The sequence below is a fragment of the Actinokineospora iranica genome (assembly GCF_900101685.1).
GTDB lineage: Bacteria > Actinomycetota > Actinomycetes > Mycobacteriales > Pseudonocardiaceae > Actinokineospora > Actinokineospora iranica.
Genome location: NZ_FMZZ01000004.1, coordinates 89,594 through 105,328, shown reverse-complemented (window position 1 = coordinate 105,328; position 15,735 = coordinate 89,594). Strand labels below are relative to the sequence as shown.

Annotated in this window: 11 protein-coding genes; 7 read left to right on the top strand and 4 right to left on the bottom strand. The window is 72.3% G+C overall.

Translation table 11 applies throughout. From position 1 onward, the window contains the following. Nucleotides 1-128 precede the first annotated feature (128 nt). The 4 genes from BLS56_RS10435 to BLS56_RS10420 all read left to right on the top strand — a co-directional run bounded on the left by BLS56_RS10435 (nt 129) and on the right by BLS56_RS10420 (nt 8,411). Nucleotides 129-2,651, top strand: coding sequence for an RCC1 domain-containing protein (locus BLS56_RS10435; protein ID WP_091449787.1), 2,523 nt, complete (start codon nt 129-131; stop codon nt 2,649-2,651). A gap of 128 nt (nt 2,652-2,779) precedes the next feature. Further along, the gene (locus BLS56_RS10430; protein ID WP_091449786.1) at nt 2,780-5,065 is read left to right on the top strand and encodes an RCC1 domain-containing protein; all 2,286 of its coding nucleotides are present in this window, start codon (nt 2,780-2,782) and stop codon (nt 5,063-5,065) included. A gap of 89 nt (nt 5,066-5,154) precedes the next feature. Further along, nucleotides 5,155-7,443: an RCC1 domain-containing protein gene (locus tag BLS56_RS10425; RefSeq protein WP_091449785.1), complete on the top strand. Its 2,289-nt coding sequence runs from the start codon at nt 5,155-5,157 to the stop codon at nt 7,441-7,443. 35 nt (nt 7,444-7,478) lie between these two features. Beyond that, nucleotides 7,479-8,411: an NAD-dependent epimerase/dehydratase family protein gene (locus BLS56_RS10420; protein ID WP_091449784.1), complete on the top strand. Its 933-nt coding sequence runs from the start codon at nt 7,479-7,481 to the stop codon at nt 8,409-8,411. Between the two features lie 17 nt (nt 8,412-8,428). On the opposite strand, the gene BLS56_RS10415 is transcribed toward BLS56_RS10420, so the two are convergent. Both BLS56_RS10415 and BLS56_RS10410 read right to left on the bottom strand, forming a co-directional pair. Further along, nucleotides 8,429-8,779: a DUF2304 domain-containing protein gene (locus tag BLS56_RS10415; RefSeq protein WP_091449783.1), complete on the bottom strand. Its 351-nt coding sequence runs from the start codon at nt 8,777-8,779 to the stop codon at nt 8,429-8,431. 1 nt (nt 8,780) lies between these two features. After that, nucleotides 8,781-9,473, bottom strand: coding sequence for a glycosyltransferase family 2 protein (locus tag BLS56_RS10410; RefSeq protein ID WP_228771536.1), 693 nt, complete (start codon nt 9,471-9,473; stop codon nt 8,781-8,783). Nucleotides 9,474-9,647: 174 nt separating this feature from the next. Here BLS56_RS10410 and BLS56_RS10405 point away from each other — a divergent pair, with 174 nt between their 5' ends. Beyond that, nucleotides 9,648-10,844: a glycosyltransferase family 2 protein gene (locus BLS56_RS10405; protein WP_091449782.1), complete on the top strand. Its 1,197-nt coding sequence runs from the start codon at nt 9,648-9,650 to the stop codon at nt 10,842-10,844. Between the two features lie 73 nt (nt 10,845-10,917). Here BLS56_RS10405 and BLS56_RS10400 read toward each other — a convergent pair whose 3' ends face one another. Next, nucleotides 10,918-11,475, bottom strand: a complete 558-nt coding sequence (locus BLS56_RS10400; RefSeq protein WP_091450047.1) for a bacterial proteasome activator family protein — start codon at nt 11,473-11,475, stop codon at nt 10,918-10,920. A gap of 138 nt (nt 11,476-11,613) precedes the next feature. Here BLS56_RS10400 and BLS56_RS10395 point away from each other — a divergent pair, with 138 nt between their 5' ends. Next, a complete protein-coding gene (locus BLS56_RS10395; protein ID WP_091449781.1) occupies nt 11,614-12,816 on the top strand; it encodes a cysteine desulfurase-like protein in 1,203 nt (400 codons plus the stop codon). Here the strand turns inward: BLS56_RS10395 and BLS56_RS10390 are convergent. Next, the gene (locus BLS56_RS10390; RefSeq protein WP_091449780.1) at nt 12,806-13,768 is read right to left on the bottom strand and encodes an NAD(P)H-quinone oxidoreductase; all 963 of its coding nucleotides are present in this window, start codon (nt 13,766-13,768) and stop codon (nt 12,806-12,808) included. The two genes, BLS56_RS10395 and BLS56_RS10390, sit on opposite strands and share 11 nt — an antisense overlap. Nucleotides 13,769-13,978: 210 nt before the next feature. Between BLS56_RS10390 and BLS56_RS10385 the strand changes: the two genes are divergently transcribed. Next, complete coding sequence (locus tag BLS56_RS10385) at nt 13,979-15,559, top strand: M28 family metallopeptidase (RefSeq protein ID WP_091449779.1); 1,581 nt, start codon at nt 13,979-13,981, stop codon at nt 15,557-15,559. The last annotated feature ends 176 nt before the right edge of the window (nt 15,560-15,735 follow it).

Here is a 15,735-nt window from a genome sequence, read left to right as displayed (position 1 = left end):
AGTCTTCGTGCGCCCATCGCTTCGCGCTGCCCATGCGCGGACAGGACTCGACGCGGCTTCGAGACGCCAGAGACGGGTTTGTTCACTCCGCGCGTCGCATCTGGGGTTATCCGAAGAGAGTAGGAACAATGCGTTTCAGATCCTTCGCACTGGTGACGGCACTCGCCGCCGCCATGCTCGGCGGGCAGGCCGGTGCCGCGGCCGCGGCGCCGACGCCCGTTCCGGCCGCACCGCAGGCGCCCGGGCCGCAGGCGCGTCCTGACCACGGCAAGGGCGTGCTGGAAAGCCGCCGCGAGGGGCGCGACCTGACCGCCGTCCCGGGGACCGTGGGCACGCTCGGCGCCGACACCGCGGCCGCGCCGCTTGCCGGTGCCCCCACCGGCACCAGGTACACGCCGATCGCGCCGACGCGCGTGCTCGACACCCGCAACGGGACCGGCGTGCCGACGACCACCCCGCTGCGGCCGGGCGGCACGCTCGCGCTCGACCTGGCCTCGCGGGTCCCGACGACCGCCACCGCCGTCGTGCTCAACGTGACCGGCACCGAGGGCACCGCGAACACCTTCGTCACGGTCTACCCCGCGGGCACCGACCGGCCGATCTCGTCCAACCTCAACCTCGCCCCCGGGCAGACCCGCCCGAACGCGGTGGTGGTGACTCTCGCGTTCAGCGGGACCGTGCTGATGTACAACAACGCGGGCAGCACCCACCTGGTCGCCGACCTCGCCGGGTACTACCAGCCGGGCGCCGGGTCGCTGTTCAACCCGACCCCGCCGACCCGCCTGCTGGACACCCGGTTCGGCACCGGCACCGGCGGCAGCCGCACCCCGGTCGGACCGGGCAAGACGATCTCGCTCGACTTCACCGGCCGCGTGCCCGCGACGGCGACCGCGGTCACCTTCAACCTGACCGGCGTCGACGGCACCGCGCACACCTTCGTCGCGGCTTACCCGTCGGGCACCGTGCGGCAGCCGGGGTCGAGCCTGAACCTGGCTCCCGGTGAGATCGCGCCGAACCTGGTCACCGTCACCCTCGGCGCGGACCGCAAGGTGAGCCTCTACAACAACGCGGGCAACACGCACCTGGTCGCCGACCTCGCCGGGTACTACGACTCGGCGGCGGGCGCGGCGTTCTACCACGTCGCCCCGACCCGGCTCGTGGACACGCGGTTCTTCCCCGAGCCCATCTGCGGCAACTGCCACCTGCCGGTCGACTTCCGCCCGCTGCTGCCCGCCACCGCGCGCGCGGCCGTGTTCAACCTGACCGGCACGGACCCGTCGCAGGGCACGCACATCACCGCGTGGCCCGGCCAGAACCCCAGCCAGCTCCCCAACTCGTCGAACCTGAACCTCGTCGGCGGCCAGACCCGCCCGAACCTGGCGACCGTGGGCCTCGACCAGGGCGTGCTGAGCCTCTACAACCGCTTCGGCGACGTCGACCTGATCGTGGACGTGGCGGGCTACTTCGCCAACCCGCCCGCGGTCTGCGCTGTCGACTGCGGGATCAGCTGGGGCGACAACACCGGCGGCCAGCTCGGCCACGGCACCAGCGGCGACGCTGCCAACAAGCCCGGCCAGATGTCGGGGCTGGGCAACGTCAAGGCGGTCGCGGCGTCGCACCACAGCAGCTACGCGCTGCTCAAGGACGGCAGCATCTGGGCGTCCGGGCTGAACTACAACGGCGGCCTCGCCTCGACCACCGTCGCGGAGAGCCCGGTTCCGATCAAGGTTCCGGTCGGGGCCACGTTCACCGCGGTCGCCGCGGGCAGCGCCACCGCCTACGGCCTGACCAACCAGGGCCGCATCCTGTTCTGGGGTGAGAACCGCAGCAACGAGGGCGGCAACAACAACGACGCCCCGGAGTTCACCGCCCGCGAGGTCGGCATCGAGAACGTGAAGGCCATCGCCGCCGGGTACAGCACCGGTTACGCGCTCAAGAACGACGGCACGGTGTGGGCGTGGGGCGTCAACGGCGGCGCCCTGGGCAACGGCAGCTACGGCACCGGCTGCGAGCAGTACCCGGTCGCCGCCACCTGCCGCGCGCCGTTGCCGGTCCAGGTCCCCGGGCTGACCGACATCGTGTCCATCGGCGCGTCGTGGAGCACCGCGTACGCGGTCAAGGCCGACGGCACCGTCTGGGCTTGGGGCTGGAACGCCGAAGGCCAGCTCGGCGACGGCCAGGCGGGCGGCGGGTCCTGCTACGAGAACACCACCCTGCCCAACTGCGTGCAGCTGTCCCCGAAGCAGCTTCCCGCGCTCACCGGCGTGACCAAGGTCGTCGGCGGCGCCACCACGGCGTACGCGCTCAAGTCCGACGGCACCGTCCTCGGCTGGGGCTGGAACGCCCAGGGCCAGGTCGGGCACGGCGTCACCGGGGCGAACTGCCAGTCCCCGTCCGGCACGAACTGCACGGTGCCGACCCCGACCGCGGTGTCCGGTCTGACCGGCGTGACCGACCTCGCCGCTGGCTCGCTGTTCGCGTTGGCTCGCAAGTCCGACGGCACTGTCTCGGCGTGGGGCTACAACGGGTTCGGCGCGATCGCCGCCAACGTCGGCGGGTCTAACGTGCCGTTGCAGGTAAGCGGACTTACCGACGTCACGGCAATCGGCGCGGGCGGCTTTACCGCGCTCGCGGTGGCGGGAACCGTGTAAGAGAGTTCGGGTAGGAAGTTCCGGCCGCGCCGGTCGGTCTGGTGTGGACGCCAGACTGGCCGGCGCGGCCATGTACGCTGCCCTTTGCCAAATCGGGTCGGGGGCCGTTTTCCTTTTGGGGGAACAAAGTGGGCGTTCGACTCCTGACCGTGCTGCTGTGCGCGGCCACGTCCCTTGCCTTCGCCGCGGCGCCCGCGTCTGCGGGCCCGGTCGCGCCGCCGGTCGCGCGGGCTTCCGCGTTCAACGGCATGGCGCCCGAGCGGGTCCTCGACACCCGGATCGGCAACGGAGCCCCGGCGCGCCCGGTCGACGGCGGCCAGTCGATCACGCTCGACCTGTCCGGCAAGGTGCCCGCGTCGGCGACCGCGGTCGTGCTGAACGTGACCGCCACCGAGCCAACCGCGTGGACGTTCGTCACCGTGTTCCCCCGCGGCACCGCCCGGACCTCCGCGTCGAACCTCAACGTCAGCCCCGGCGAGACTCGCCCGAACCTGGTGACCGTCGCCCTCGGCGCGGGTCGCAGCGTCGACCTCTACAACAACGCCGGGCGCGTGCACCTGGTCGCCGACCTCGCGGGCTTCTACGGCACGGAGTCGGGCGTCAAGTTCACCTCGATCACCCCGGCGCGGGTCATCGACACCCGGCAGTCCGCCCCGGTCGGGCCGGGCGGCACGATCACCGTCGACTTCTCCGCGCGGGTGCCCAAGAGCGCGACGGCGGTGACGTTCAACCTGACCGGCACCGACCCGACCGGCGGGACGTTCGTGACCGCGTGGCCCACCGGCGCGCCCCGGCCGATCTCGTCCAACCTCAACCTGGTCCCCGGTCAGACCTCGCCGAACCTGGTGACGGTCGCGCTCGGCGCGGACCGCAAGGTGAGCCTCTACAACAACGCGGGCTCCACCCAGCTGATCATCGACCTGGCGGGCTGGTTCGACAAAGAGGCGAGCCTGCTGTTCACCCCCGCCCGGCCGACCAGGGCCGTGGACACCCGCGCCACCGGCCCGGTCGGACCGGGCGGCGCGCTTCCGGTCACCGTGTTCACCCCGACCGCGGCCGACCCGGTGGTGCCCGCAGCCGTCGTGGTGAACCTGACCGGCACCGAGCCCACGGCCGGGACGCACGTCATCGCCGCGCCCGCCGAGCGGACATCGACATCGAACCTGAACCTGGCCCCCGGGCAGACCGCGGCCAACCTCGCCACCGTGCGGGTCGACCCGACCGGCCGCATCCGGCTCTACAACAACGCGGGCTCGGTCCACCTCATCGCCGACGTCTCGGGATACTTCTTCCGCGCCTGCCCGGGCAGCGGCCCGTGCGTGCTCTCCTGGGGCGCCAACTCCGGCGGCGAACTCGGCAGCGGCGCAGGCCCGAACCGGTCCGCGCCCGCCCCGGTCACCGACCTGCCCGGGGTCGTGGCGATCGCCGCGGGCGGCCGGGAGAACCTGGCGCTGCGCGGCGACGGCTCGGTCGTCGCGTGGGGGCAGAGCGCGGCCGTCCCCGCGGGGCAGTCGGCGCGGCCGGTCCCGGTCGCCGGGCTCCCCGCCGACGTCGCGCAGGTCTCGGCCGCGGACGACAACGCGCTCGCCCTGACCTCCGACGGCGCGGTCTGGGCGTGGGGCGACGGCAGGCACGGCCAGCTTGGCGACGGCGTCGACCGGGGCGGCGACGGCGCGGTCCTCGCGATCCCCGTGCCGGTGCGGGTCGCCGGGCTTACCGGGGTCACGTCTATCGCCATGGGCACGCGGACGGGCTATGCGGTGGCCGGTGACGGCACTGTCTGGGCGTGGGGAAGCAACCGCAACGGCGAACTGGGCAACGGTGTCGCGTGCGACGCTCGGACCGGGGCGGGCTGCTACTCGGTCGTGCCGGTGCCGGTGTCCGGCCTGAGCGGGGTCATCGCCGTGTCCGAGGACGGGTTCGCCCTGCGCGCCGACCAGACCGTGTGGACGTGGGGCACGAACACCGGCGGCCTGCTCGGCACCGGGTCGGCCGAGCCGCGCGGTCTCACCCCGGTCCAGGTGCCCGGCCTCTCGGGCATCGTGGGGATCGCGGGCAGCGGCGCCAACCGGTTCGCGGTGCGCGGCGACGGCACGGTGTGGGCGTGGGGCGGCAACCAGGACGGCCAGCTCGGGATCGGCGTCAGCGGCGCGCCCTCGGCAGGCCCGGTGCAGGTCTCGGGGATCGGCGACGCCACCGCCGTCGCGGCGGGCGAGTCCGGCAACGGGTACGCGATCCGCGCCGACGGCTCCCTGTGGGGCTGGGGCAACAACAGCGCGGGGCAGCTTGGCCCGGCCGCTGTCGGCGCCAAGGCAGAGCTACCGGTCCGGATTACCGGGATCAGCGGTGTGCTCGCGGTCGGTGGCTACGCCCAGGGCGCGCTCGCGCTGACGGAGCCGAACATCGCCCGGTAAACGGGCCATGGACAGCCGATTTCCCTGCTGCCACAATCGGGGCCCGATCGCGCGGTGAGCCGGGACGGCGCGCGGGCAGTGGGGGAGCCATGCGCTGCAGGTCGTGGGTGGCGGTCACCGGTCTCCTGTGCGCGTTGCTTACCGGCGAACGGTCAACCGTCGCCGAGACCGCCACCGCCGCGTCGGGGTTCAACCCGGTGGCACCCGTCCGCGTCCTCGACACCCGGCTCGGCTCCGGCGGGCCGCTGCGCGGCGGCGGCACCCTGGTGCTCGACCTGTCGGCCCGGCTGCCCGGGGCGGCCACCGCTGTCGTGCTCAACGTGACCGGCACCGACGTCACCGCGAACACCTTCCTCACCCTCTTTCCGCACGGAGCCGCCCGGCCGGTGTCCTCGACGCTGAACCTCGCCGTCGGCGAGACCCGGCCCAACCAGGCCACCATCGCCCTCAGCGCGGACCGCGTGGTCGACATCTACAACAACGCCGGGGCGACGCACGTGGTCGTCGACGTCGCGGGCTACTACGCGGCAGGCGGCGGCGCGCTGTTCACCAGCGTGCCGCCCACCCGCGTCCTCGACACCCGGCAGTCGGCCCCGGTCGGGCCGGGCGGCACGGTCACCCTCGACTTCACGGGCCGGATCGCGCCTGCCGCCACCGCGGTCACCTTCACCCTCACCGGCGCCGAGGCGACCCACACGACGTTCGTCACCGCCTGGCCGACCGGCGCCCCGCGGCCCACGGCGTCGAACCTGAATCTCGAATCCGGCGGCACCCGGGCCAACCTGGTCACCGTCGCCCTGGGCGCGGACCGCAAGGTGACGCTGTACAACAACGCGGGAACCGCACACCTCATCGCCGACGCGGCGGGCTTCCACGCCCCGGGCATCGGCGCGGGCTTCGTGCCGCTGAGCCCTCGCCGCATCCTCGACACCCGGACCGGCCTCGGCCGCGGCGGTGTCGTCGGCCCGCTGGCCTCGGGCGGGCAGGTGGACGTGCCGCTGGCGTCCCCGGTGCCGCCCGACGCGGCGGGCGTGCTGCTCAACGTGACCGCGGTCGACGCGGTCGCCCCGTCGTTCGTCACGGTGTGGTCGCCTGACCAGCGCGAGGACAGGCCTAACACGTCCAACCTGAACGTGGTCCCCGGTAAAGCTGTCGCGGCCGGGGTAGCTGTCCCGGTGGGCGCGGTACGCGCGTTCCGGGCGTTCGCCCACCAGTCGCTGAACCTGGTCGCGGACCTGTCCGGCGTGTTCGTGTTCACCGGGACGCCGTGCGCGGAGGACTGCGTCGTCGCCTGGGGCGCCAACCGCGGCGGCGCGACGGGCACCGGCCGCGCGGCAAGCCTGCTGACTGACCCGGAGAAGGTAGGACTAACCGGCGCTAAGACTCTGGGCGGCGGTGGTCAGTACGCGGTCACGACAGTCGGCAAGGTCCTGGCTTGGGGCGACAACAGCTACGGGCAGCTCGGTGCGGGCTGGACCGGCGGCTGGAGCCCGGTCCCGGTCGCCGTGCGCGGTCTCGACCAGGTGACCGCCGTCGTCGGCGGGGAGAGCGGCGCGCTCGCCCTGCGGGTCGACGGCACCGTGTGGTCGTGGGGCATCGCCTTCGCCGCCCCGGGCCCGCCCGCGGGTTCCTCGGCGACGCCGACGCGCGTCGGCGGACTTGCCGGGGCGCGGCGGATCGCGATGAACGAAGGCACCGGATACGCCGTGCTCACCGACGGCTCGGTCTGGGCGTGGGGGTTCAACACCGAGGGCGCCCTGGGCGTCGGTCCGGGCACGACCCACACGGCGACCCCCGTGCGTGTCCCCGGCCTGACCGACGTCGAAGACCTGGTCGCGGCCAACGGCTCGGTCTTCGCGACCCGGCGGGACGGCACGGTGTGGGCGTGGGGCTCGAACCAGGGCGGCAAGCTCGGCACCGGCCAGGGCTGCGCGGCCACCGGGTGCCACATCGCCACCCCGACCCCCGTGCCGGAACTGACCGGCGTCCGCGTGATCCGCCCCGGCGTCGACCACGCGCACGCGCTTACCGCCGCCAACACAGTCCTGTCGTGGGGCCGAGACTGGGGCGGTCAACTGGGCACCGGACAGTCCTGTCTCGCGCCGGATACCTGCGCCGCGGCCACCCCCGTCCCGGTGCCCGGCCTGACCGACGTGACCGGTGTCGCCGCGTCCTACGGCTCCGGTTTCGCCGTGAAGTCCGACGGCACGGTGTGGGCGTGGGGCGTGAACGGCATCGGCCAGCTCGGCACCGGCCCCGCCTGCGCGCCGGAAGGGGACCGCTGCGTGGTGCGCTCGCCCGCGCAGGTCAGGAACGTGACCGGCGCGCGGCAGCTCACCGCCGACCTGCGGGGCACCGTCGTCGCGCTGGTCGCCTGAACTTCCGCGGAAGCGGTTACGGCATAGTGGGGCCCATGCGCGCTCTCGTGACCGGCGGTGCCGGCTTCATCGGCTCCACCCTTGTCGACCGGCTCCTGCGGGACGGCCACGACGTGGTCGTGGTCGACAACCTGACCCGGGGCAAGCGCTCGAACCTCGACGCCGCGCTCGCCACCGGCCGCTGCGAGCTGCGCGAGGTCGACGTCACCGCGCCCGACCTGCACGACGTGCTCGCCGACGCCCGGCCCGAGGTCGTCTTCCACCTCGCCGCGCAGATCGATGTGCGGGTCAGCGTGGCCGATCCGCTGCTCGACGTCACCCAGAACGTCCTCGGCACGGTCAACCTCGCCGAGGCCGCGCGCAAGGCCGGGGTCCGCAAGATCGCGTTCGCCTCGTCCGGCGGGTCCATCTACGGCACCCCCGACGAGCTGCCGGTCGCCGAGACGCAGCCGATCAACCCGAAGTCGCCGTACGCGGCGAGCAAGGTCAGCGGCGAGGTTTACCTGGACACCTACCACCAGCTCTACGGCCTTCAGTGCACTCACCTGGCACTGGCCAATGTGTACGGTCCGCGCCAAGACCCGCACGGAGAGGCGGGCGTGGTCGCCATCTTCGCCGACGCCCTGCTGAACGGTAAGCCCACCAAGGTCTTCGGCGACGGCGGCAACACCCGCGACTACGTCTTCGTGGAAGACGTCGTGTCCGCGTTCATCGCAGCCGCGGGCGAGGTCGGCGCCGCCCGCCGCTACAACATCGGCACCGGCGTCCAGGTCTCCGACCGGGAACTCCACACCCTCGTCGCCAAGGCCGCTGGCGCCCCCGACAACCCCGAGCACGCCCCCGCCCGCCTCGGCGACCTGCGCGCCTCCGCGCTGGACAACGCCGCCGCCCTGCGCGACCTCGGCTGGAAGCCCGAAGTGGACATCGCCGAGGGCGTGCGCCGGACCGTGGACTACTTCCGCGCCTAGGTCCTGTCGGGACAGAGCTAGTGCTCGGCGGGCTCCGCGTTCGGCTTCTCGGCGTTCTGGATGGCCACCGCGCGCACCAGCTTCGCGTACCGGTACTCGAGTTCCTTGAAGCGCAGGTACGTGTTGATCGTGGCGAAGCCGAACGCGACGACCGTGCCGTAGAGCAGCAGGTCGGTGCCGCGGCCGACGCCGAACAGGTTGGCCAGGCGGGTCAGCTCGGCAGGCCGCAGCACCGCGATCACGCCGAACACCATGAACAGCGCGAACCCGATCTTCACGCTGGCCGCGGTCTTGCTCTTGCCGTGGTGGCGCAGGAAGAACACCAGCAGCAGCACGACCGCCAGGATGAGCAGAACTTGGATCAGCATGTCAGCGCCTCGAACCGGTCTTCAGTGCGGTGTCGAAAAGGATGTTCACTCCGTTGATGAGGGACTGGCCCTTCGCCATGGAGTACTCGGTGTAGAGAATCGTCACCGGTTCCTCGGCGACCCTCCACTTGTGCCGGTCGATCATTTCCACGATTTCCGAGGCGTGCCCCATGCCGTTGAGCGAAATGCTCATCTGCTCGGCGACCGTCCGGTTGAACACCCGCAGCCCGTTGTGCGCGTCGGTCAGCCCGAGCCGCTTCGTGCGCGGGCTCAGCGCGACCACCGTGCGCAGCACGACCCGCTTGATCCACGGGATGTGGCTGGTGTCGCCGCCGCGGAACCGGGTGCCGACGACGATGTCGACGTCTTCTGACTTGATCCGCTTGAGCATCCGCTCGACGTCGGCGACCTGGTGCTGCCCGTCGGCGTCGAAGGTGACGAAGTACTGGGCGCCGGGCTGCGCGCGGGCGTATTCGACGCCGGTCTGCAGCGCCGCGCCCTGCCCGAGGTTCACCGGGTGGCGCACCAGGTGGGCGCCGGTGGTGCGGATCTGGGCGGCCGAGTCGTCCCGGCTGCCGTCGTCGACGCACACGACGTTGGGGAAGGTCTGCATGGCGCGACGGGCGACCTCGGCGATTACCGCGCCCTCGTTGTAGACCGGGACAACCAGCCACACGTCTGACCAGTCGGACACGGGGTCCCTCCGAACGTGATGGTGTCGCGTCGCGCGACCGAGTACGGGTCTGAGGGTAACCGCTTGCGACGGTCGGCCTACCATGAGGCCGTCGGTTTCCACACCGTCGCATGGGCGCGTGTCGGTCACCCCATACCCTTCCAGCGCCTGTCCAGCTAAGGAGCGCGCACAGCCATGACAACGTCCAAGCCTGTGGCCGAGGCCGAGACGACCCCGTCAGCGGTCATCGAGCTGTCCATCGTCCTGCCCTGCCTCAACGAGGCCGAGACGCTGGAGATCTGCGTCCGCAAGGCGCGGAAGTCCCTGGACTCCCTCGGCGTCGTGGGCGAGGTCATCGTCGCGGACAACGGCTCCACCGACGGGTCGCAGGACATCGCCCGCGCCAACGGCGCCCGGGTCGTGGACGTCCCTCGCCGCGGGTACGGGGCCGCCCTCGCCGCGGGCATCGAGGCGGCGGGCGGCGAGTACGTCCTGATGGCCGACGCCGACGACAGCTACGCGCTCGACGACATCGGCGGCTTCCTGACCGAGTTGCGCGCGGGCGCCGACCTGGTCATGGGCAACCGCTTCCAGGGCGGCATCGCCGAGGGCGCCATGCCGTTCCTGCACCGCTACCTGGGCAACCCTGTGCTGTCCAAGCTGGGGCAGTTGTTCTTCCGCATCCCGGTCGGCGACTTCCACTGCGGCATCCGCGCCTTCCGCCGCGACCGGATGCTGGAACTGGGCCTGCGCACCTCCGGCATGGAGTTCGCCAGCGAAATGGTCGTGCGCTCCTCGCTCAACCACTTCGACATCCGCGAGGTCCCCACCACGCTGCGCCCCGACGGCCGCAGCCGCGCCCCGCACCTGCGCACCTGGCGCGACGGGTGGCGGCACCTGCGGTTCCTCCTGGCTTTCAGCCCCCGGTGGCTGCTGTACTACCCGTCGGTCGCCCTGATGAGCGTGGGGCTGCTGGGCCTGCTGTGGCTGTCCTTCGGCCCCCGCCAGGTCGGCGGCATCGGCTTCGGCCTGCACTCCATGCTGGCCTTCGCCACCATGTTCGTGCTCGGCCTGCAAGGCATCGGCCTGGCGGTGGTCGCCCGCTCCTACGCCGCTCACCTCGGGCTCTTGCCGCCACCGTCCGGCCGCACCATCCTCCGCGTCGCCCGAGCCTCACTCGAACGCGGCCTGTGGATCGGCGCTTTGCTGATCCTGCTGGGCATCGCCTGCTTCGTGGTCGCGCTGAGCATCTGGGGCGCTGCCGGGTTCGGGGCGTTGGACGTGGTCGAGACGATGCGCGTGCCGATCCTCGGCATGGTCTTGCTGGTGACCGGCTTCCAGCTCATCAGCGTCAGCTTCACCCTGAGCCTGACCAAGATCGGCGAGGACTGACGTTTCGGCGACTAGAGCCCCCGAGAATGTGATCTCGGGGGCTCCATCGTCTGTGCGACGTGCTGAGCGGGTGTCAGAGGTACTGGCCGGTGCCGCGAATGTGCGGCCCTTCCGGCGCGGCCTCAGCGGCGCCCACCCCGGGCGGCAGTCCCCGGCGCATCTGCTCAAGCTGCACCCGGGCGGCCATCTGCTGGGCGAACAGCGCCGTCTGGATCCCGTGGAACAGCCCCTCCAGCCATCCCACCAGCTGCGCTTGCGCGATCCGCAATTCGGCGTCGGAGGGGGTGTTCTCGTCGGTGAACGGCAGTGACAGCCGCTCCAGTTCCTCCCGGAGTTCAGGCGCCAACCCGTCCTCAAGCTCCGCGATGGACCGCTTGTGGATCTCCCGGAGCCGGTTGCGGCTGGCCTCGTCCAGCGGAGCGGCGCGCACTTCCTCCAGCAACTGCTTGATCATGGTGCCGATGCGCATGACCTTGGCAGGCTGCTCGACCATGTCGCCGACGGACTCGCCGCCCGGCCCGTCGGCGCTGTCGGGGATGCGGGCGGTGCCCAGTGGCGAGCCGTCCGGGCCGACCACCATCACGTGGTGTCCCTCGTCAGGCTGTTCGGCGCCGTTGGTTGAGTGAGTCATCTGCTCCATCCTGGGCCAGATCTGGTTCGGGTCGAATGGCGTCCCCCAGGGGGACGCGACCGAGGTCACCACTGCGAGGGTAGTCGCCTCGACGCCCCACGAAACGCCGGATCAGGGGCCTCTCGTACGGTGTGGCGCATGGCGTTCGACGTCGCTCGAATTCGTGGGCTGTTTCCCGCGCTGGGTGACGGCTGGGTCCACCTCGATTCCCCGGCGGGTATGCAGGTGCCCGAGCAGGTCGCCACCGCCGTGTCCACCGCGCTGCGGGCGCCGGTGTCCGGGCCGGGTGGGGTGTTTCCGGCCTCCCAGCGCGCCGAGGCCATCGTGGACGCGGCGCGGCGCGCGGTGGCGGACCTGGTGGGGTGCGATCCGGCGGGGGTCGTGCTCGGGCCGAACAACGCGGTGCTGCTGGCCCGGCTGGCCGAGGCGCTGGGTGACGGGTGGCTGATCGGCGACGAGATCGTGCTGTCGCGGCTGGACCACCAGGCCAACACCGCGCCGTGGTTGCGGGTGGCGCAACGGGCGGGGGCGACGGTCCGCTGGGCGGAAATCGACATCGAGACCTGCGAGCTGCCCGCGTGGCAGTACGAGAACCTGGTCTCGCACCGCACGAAGGTGGTGGCGGTGACCGCCGCGTCCGGCGCGGTCGGCACCCGGCCGGACCTGAACAAGATCGCCGACGTGGCCAAGGCGAACGGGGCGTGCGTGGTGGTCGACGCGTCGTCGTCGGCGCCGTTCGTGCCGCTGGACATCCACGCGATCGGCGCGGACGTGGTCACGGTGTCGGCGAGCGCGTGGGGCGGCCCGGCGGTGGCCGCGCTGGCCTTCGCCGACCCGGCGATGCTCGACCGGCTGCCCGCCAGCTCACTGGACCCGCGCGCGCACGGCCCCGAGCGGCTCGAACTCGGCCCGCACGCGTACCCGCTGCTGGCCGGGCTGGTGGCGTCGGTTGACTACCTGGCCATGCTCGACGACGCCCCCACCGGCACCCGCCGGGAGCGGCTGATCACGTCGCTGAGCTCGGCGAAGTCCTACCAGGCCGGGTTGCTGTCCCGGCTGATCGGCGACCTGCGCGGCCAGCGGCACGTCATGGTCATCGGCGACGCCATGCGCCGCATCCCGGCCCTGGCGTTCACCGTGACCGACATGAAGGCCCAGGACGCGGTCGTCCGGCTGGCCGAGCGCGGCATCTGCGCGTTCGCCGACGACGTGCCCAGCGGCGTGTTCGCCACCCTCGGGGTGGGCGAGGTGGGCGGCGCGGTCCGCGTCGGCCTCGCCCACTACACCAACGCGGTCGAGGTGGACCAGCTCATCGAGGCGATCGCCGCGCTCAGGACCTGACCGCCAGCACGAGCTTCCCGAAGACCCCGCCCGCCTCAAGCAGCCGGTGCGCCTCGGCGGCATCGCGCAGCGGCAGCACCTGGTGGGTGATGGGCCGCACCGCGCCCGCGGTGACCAGCGGCCACACGTGCTCGGCGACCTCGGCGGTGATCAGGGCCTTCTCGGCGGGCGGCCGGTAGCGCAGGCTGGTCGCGGTGACGCTGGCGTTCTTGCTGAGCAACTGGCCCAGGTTCAGCTCCCCGGTGACCCCGCCCTGCAACCCGATCACCACGAGCCTGCCGCCGCGGTTGAGGGCGGCGACATTGCGCGGAAGGTACTTCGCGCCCATGTTGTCCAGGATGACGTCGGCCTTGACCTCGTCCTCGAACCGCTGCTCGCGGTAGTTGACGGTGATGTCGGCGCCCAGGTCGGCGCACTGGCGCAGCCGCTCGGCCGACCCGGCGGTGACCGCGACCGTCGTGCCCAGCGCCTTGGCGAGCTGGATGGCGTGCGTGCCGACGCCGCCCGCGCCGCCGTGCACCAGCAGCGTCTCGCCCGCGCCGAGCCGCGCGGTCCGCACGACGTTCGACCACACCGTGCAGGCCACCTCGGGCAGGCCCGCCGCGGTCACCAGGTCGACGCCGGAGGGCACCGGCATGAGCTGCCCGGCGGGGACGACGACCTTCTCCGCGTACCCGCCGCCCGCGAGCAGCGCGCACACCTCGTCGCCCACCTGCCAGCCGGTGACCCCTTCACCGAGCGCGGCGACCGTCCCCGAGCACTCCAGGCCGATGACGTCGCTGGTGCCCGCGGGCGGCGGGTAGAAGCCCTTGCGCTGGAGCAGGTCCGCCCGGTTGACCGCGGTCGCGGCGACGTCGAGCAGGACCTCGCCCGGTCCCGGCTCGGGGTCGGCCACCTCCGTCCACCGCAGCGCCTCCGGCCCACCCGCTTCCCGAACGGTGATCGCGTACATGCCCGCAACGCTATCTCCCGCGCCGCTGCGGCGTTCAGTCCACGCCACCCCGCCCGTTCGCACCCACCTGAACCAATCCATGCGCGTCTGGGAATGAACAGCTCTTGACCAGGCGTCGCGTTCGAGTGAGGGTGTGTTTTGCCGGAACACGGCCCGCGTCGGGGCGGTCACCGGTTGCGGTGGTACTCATTCGTGAGCGAGGGGACCTGTATGCCCACCAACCAGACGTTACGCGTCGGCGCCGCCATCCTCGTGGCCGCTGGCGCGCTGGCGTTCACCACGATCCCGTCCTCGGCCGCGCCGACCGCGTCGACCGAGCTGCCGGACGGCCCAGCCCTGGCGCGGAACCTGGTCAAGAAGGTCACCGGGGCGGGGGTGAACCGGCACCTGATCGCCTTCCAGCGCATCGCCGACCGCAACGGCGGCAACCGCGCCGCGGGCACCCCCGGCCACGCCCAGTCCGCCGAGTACGTCGAGTCGAAGCTCCAGGCGGCGGGCTTCGACGTCAGCAGGCACGAGTTCCCGTTCACCTTCACCCAGACGCTCGCCGAGACGCTGAGCGTGGGCGGCAAGCCGGTGCCGATCTCGATCATGACCTACAGCCTGTCCACCCCGACCGGCGGCGTCACCGCCCCGCTCGCGGTCGTCCCGGCAGGCGCGGACACCACCCCCGGCTGCGAGGTCACCGACTACACCGACACGACCGGCAAGATCGCCCTGATCCCGCGCGGCGGCTGCACCTTCGCCGCCAAGCAGCAGGCCGCGTTCGAGGCGGGCGCGGTCGGCGCGGTCATCTACAACAACACCGAGGGGGCGCTCGCGGGCACGCTGAGCGACCCGGCCGCGGCGAAGCTGCCCACCGGCGGCATCACCAAGGCCGACGGCGAGGCGCTGGCCGCGACCGGCGGCACAGCCACCCTGGAGTTGCGCGCCCTGAGCGAGGAGCGGGTCAGCCACAACGTCATCGCCCAGACCAAGACCGGCCGCAAGGACAACGTGGTCATGGCGGGTGCGCACCTGGACAGCGTCATGGCCGGTCCCGGCATCAACGACAACGGCTCGGGCAGCGCGGGCCTGCTGGAGACCGCGCTGCAGATGGGCGGCTCGCCGAAGGTGGGCAACGCGGTCCGGTTCGCCTGGTGGAGCGCGGAGGAACTCGGCCTGGTCGGGTCGAAGAAGTACGTGCAGGGCCTCACGTTCGAGCAGCAGCTTGACATCGCCCTCTACCTGAACTTCGACATGATCGCCTCGCCCAACACGGCGTACTTCGTCTACGACGGCGACGACTCAGACGCCGTCGGCGCAGGCCCCGGCCCGTACGGCTCGGCGCAGATCGAGGCGGCGTTCGCGAACTTCCTCGGCGCCATCGGCGCGCCCACCGAGGGCTCGGACTTCACCGGCCGCTCGGACTACGGCGAGTTCATCGCCCAGGGCATCCCGTCCGGCGGCCTGTTCACCGGGGCCGAGGGCGTCAAGACCCAGGCCCAGACCGACAAGTGGGGCGGGGTCGCAGGCGTCGCCTACGACGCCTGCTACCACGCCAAGTGCGACAACCTCGGCAACCTGGACCGGGTCGCCCTCGACCGCAATTCCGACGCCATCGCGTGGGTGACCGCGTCGTACGCGATCAGCACCGAGGACGTCAACGGCATCCCGCCGCGCGCCGCCCGCGCGGAGACCCGGGCCGCGCAGAAGAACATGATGCGCCTGCAGATGGCCCAGGACGACGCGAAGGCCTCGGCGGGCAACGCCGGGGTCGGCTGCATCCACGTCGACCGAGCCGCCGCGTGACGACCCGGCCCCTCACCCGCCCGATCGGGTGAGGGGCCGGTCCGCCAAGGCCGTCGCGTGCCGTCGGCGCGGACCACCGGCAGCACGAGCGACACCATGCCAACCCGGGCGGTCCCGCGATCCAGCCGGGGTTGTCGCGGTGGGTCTGATCAGGGGCGTGGGGACGGGATGGGCAC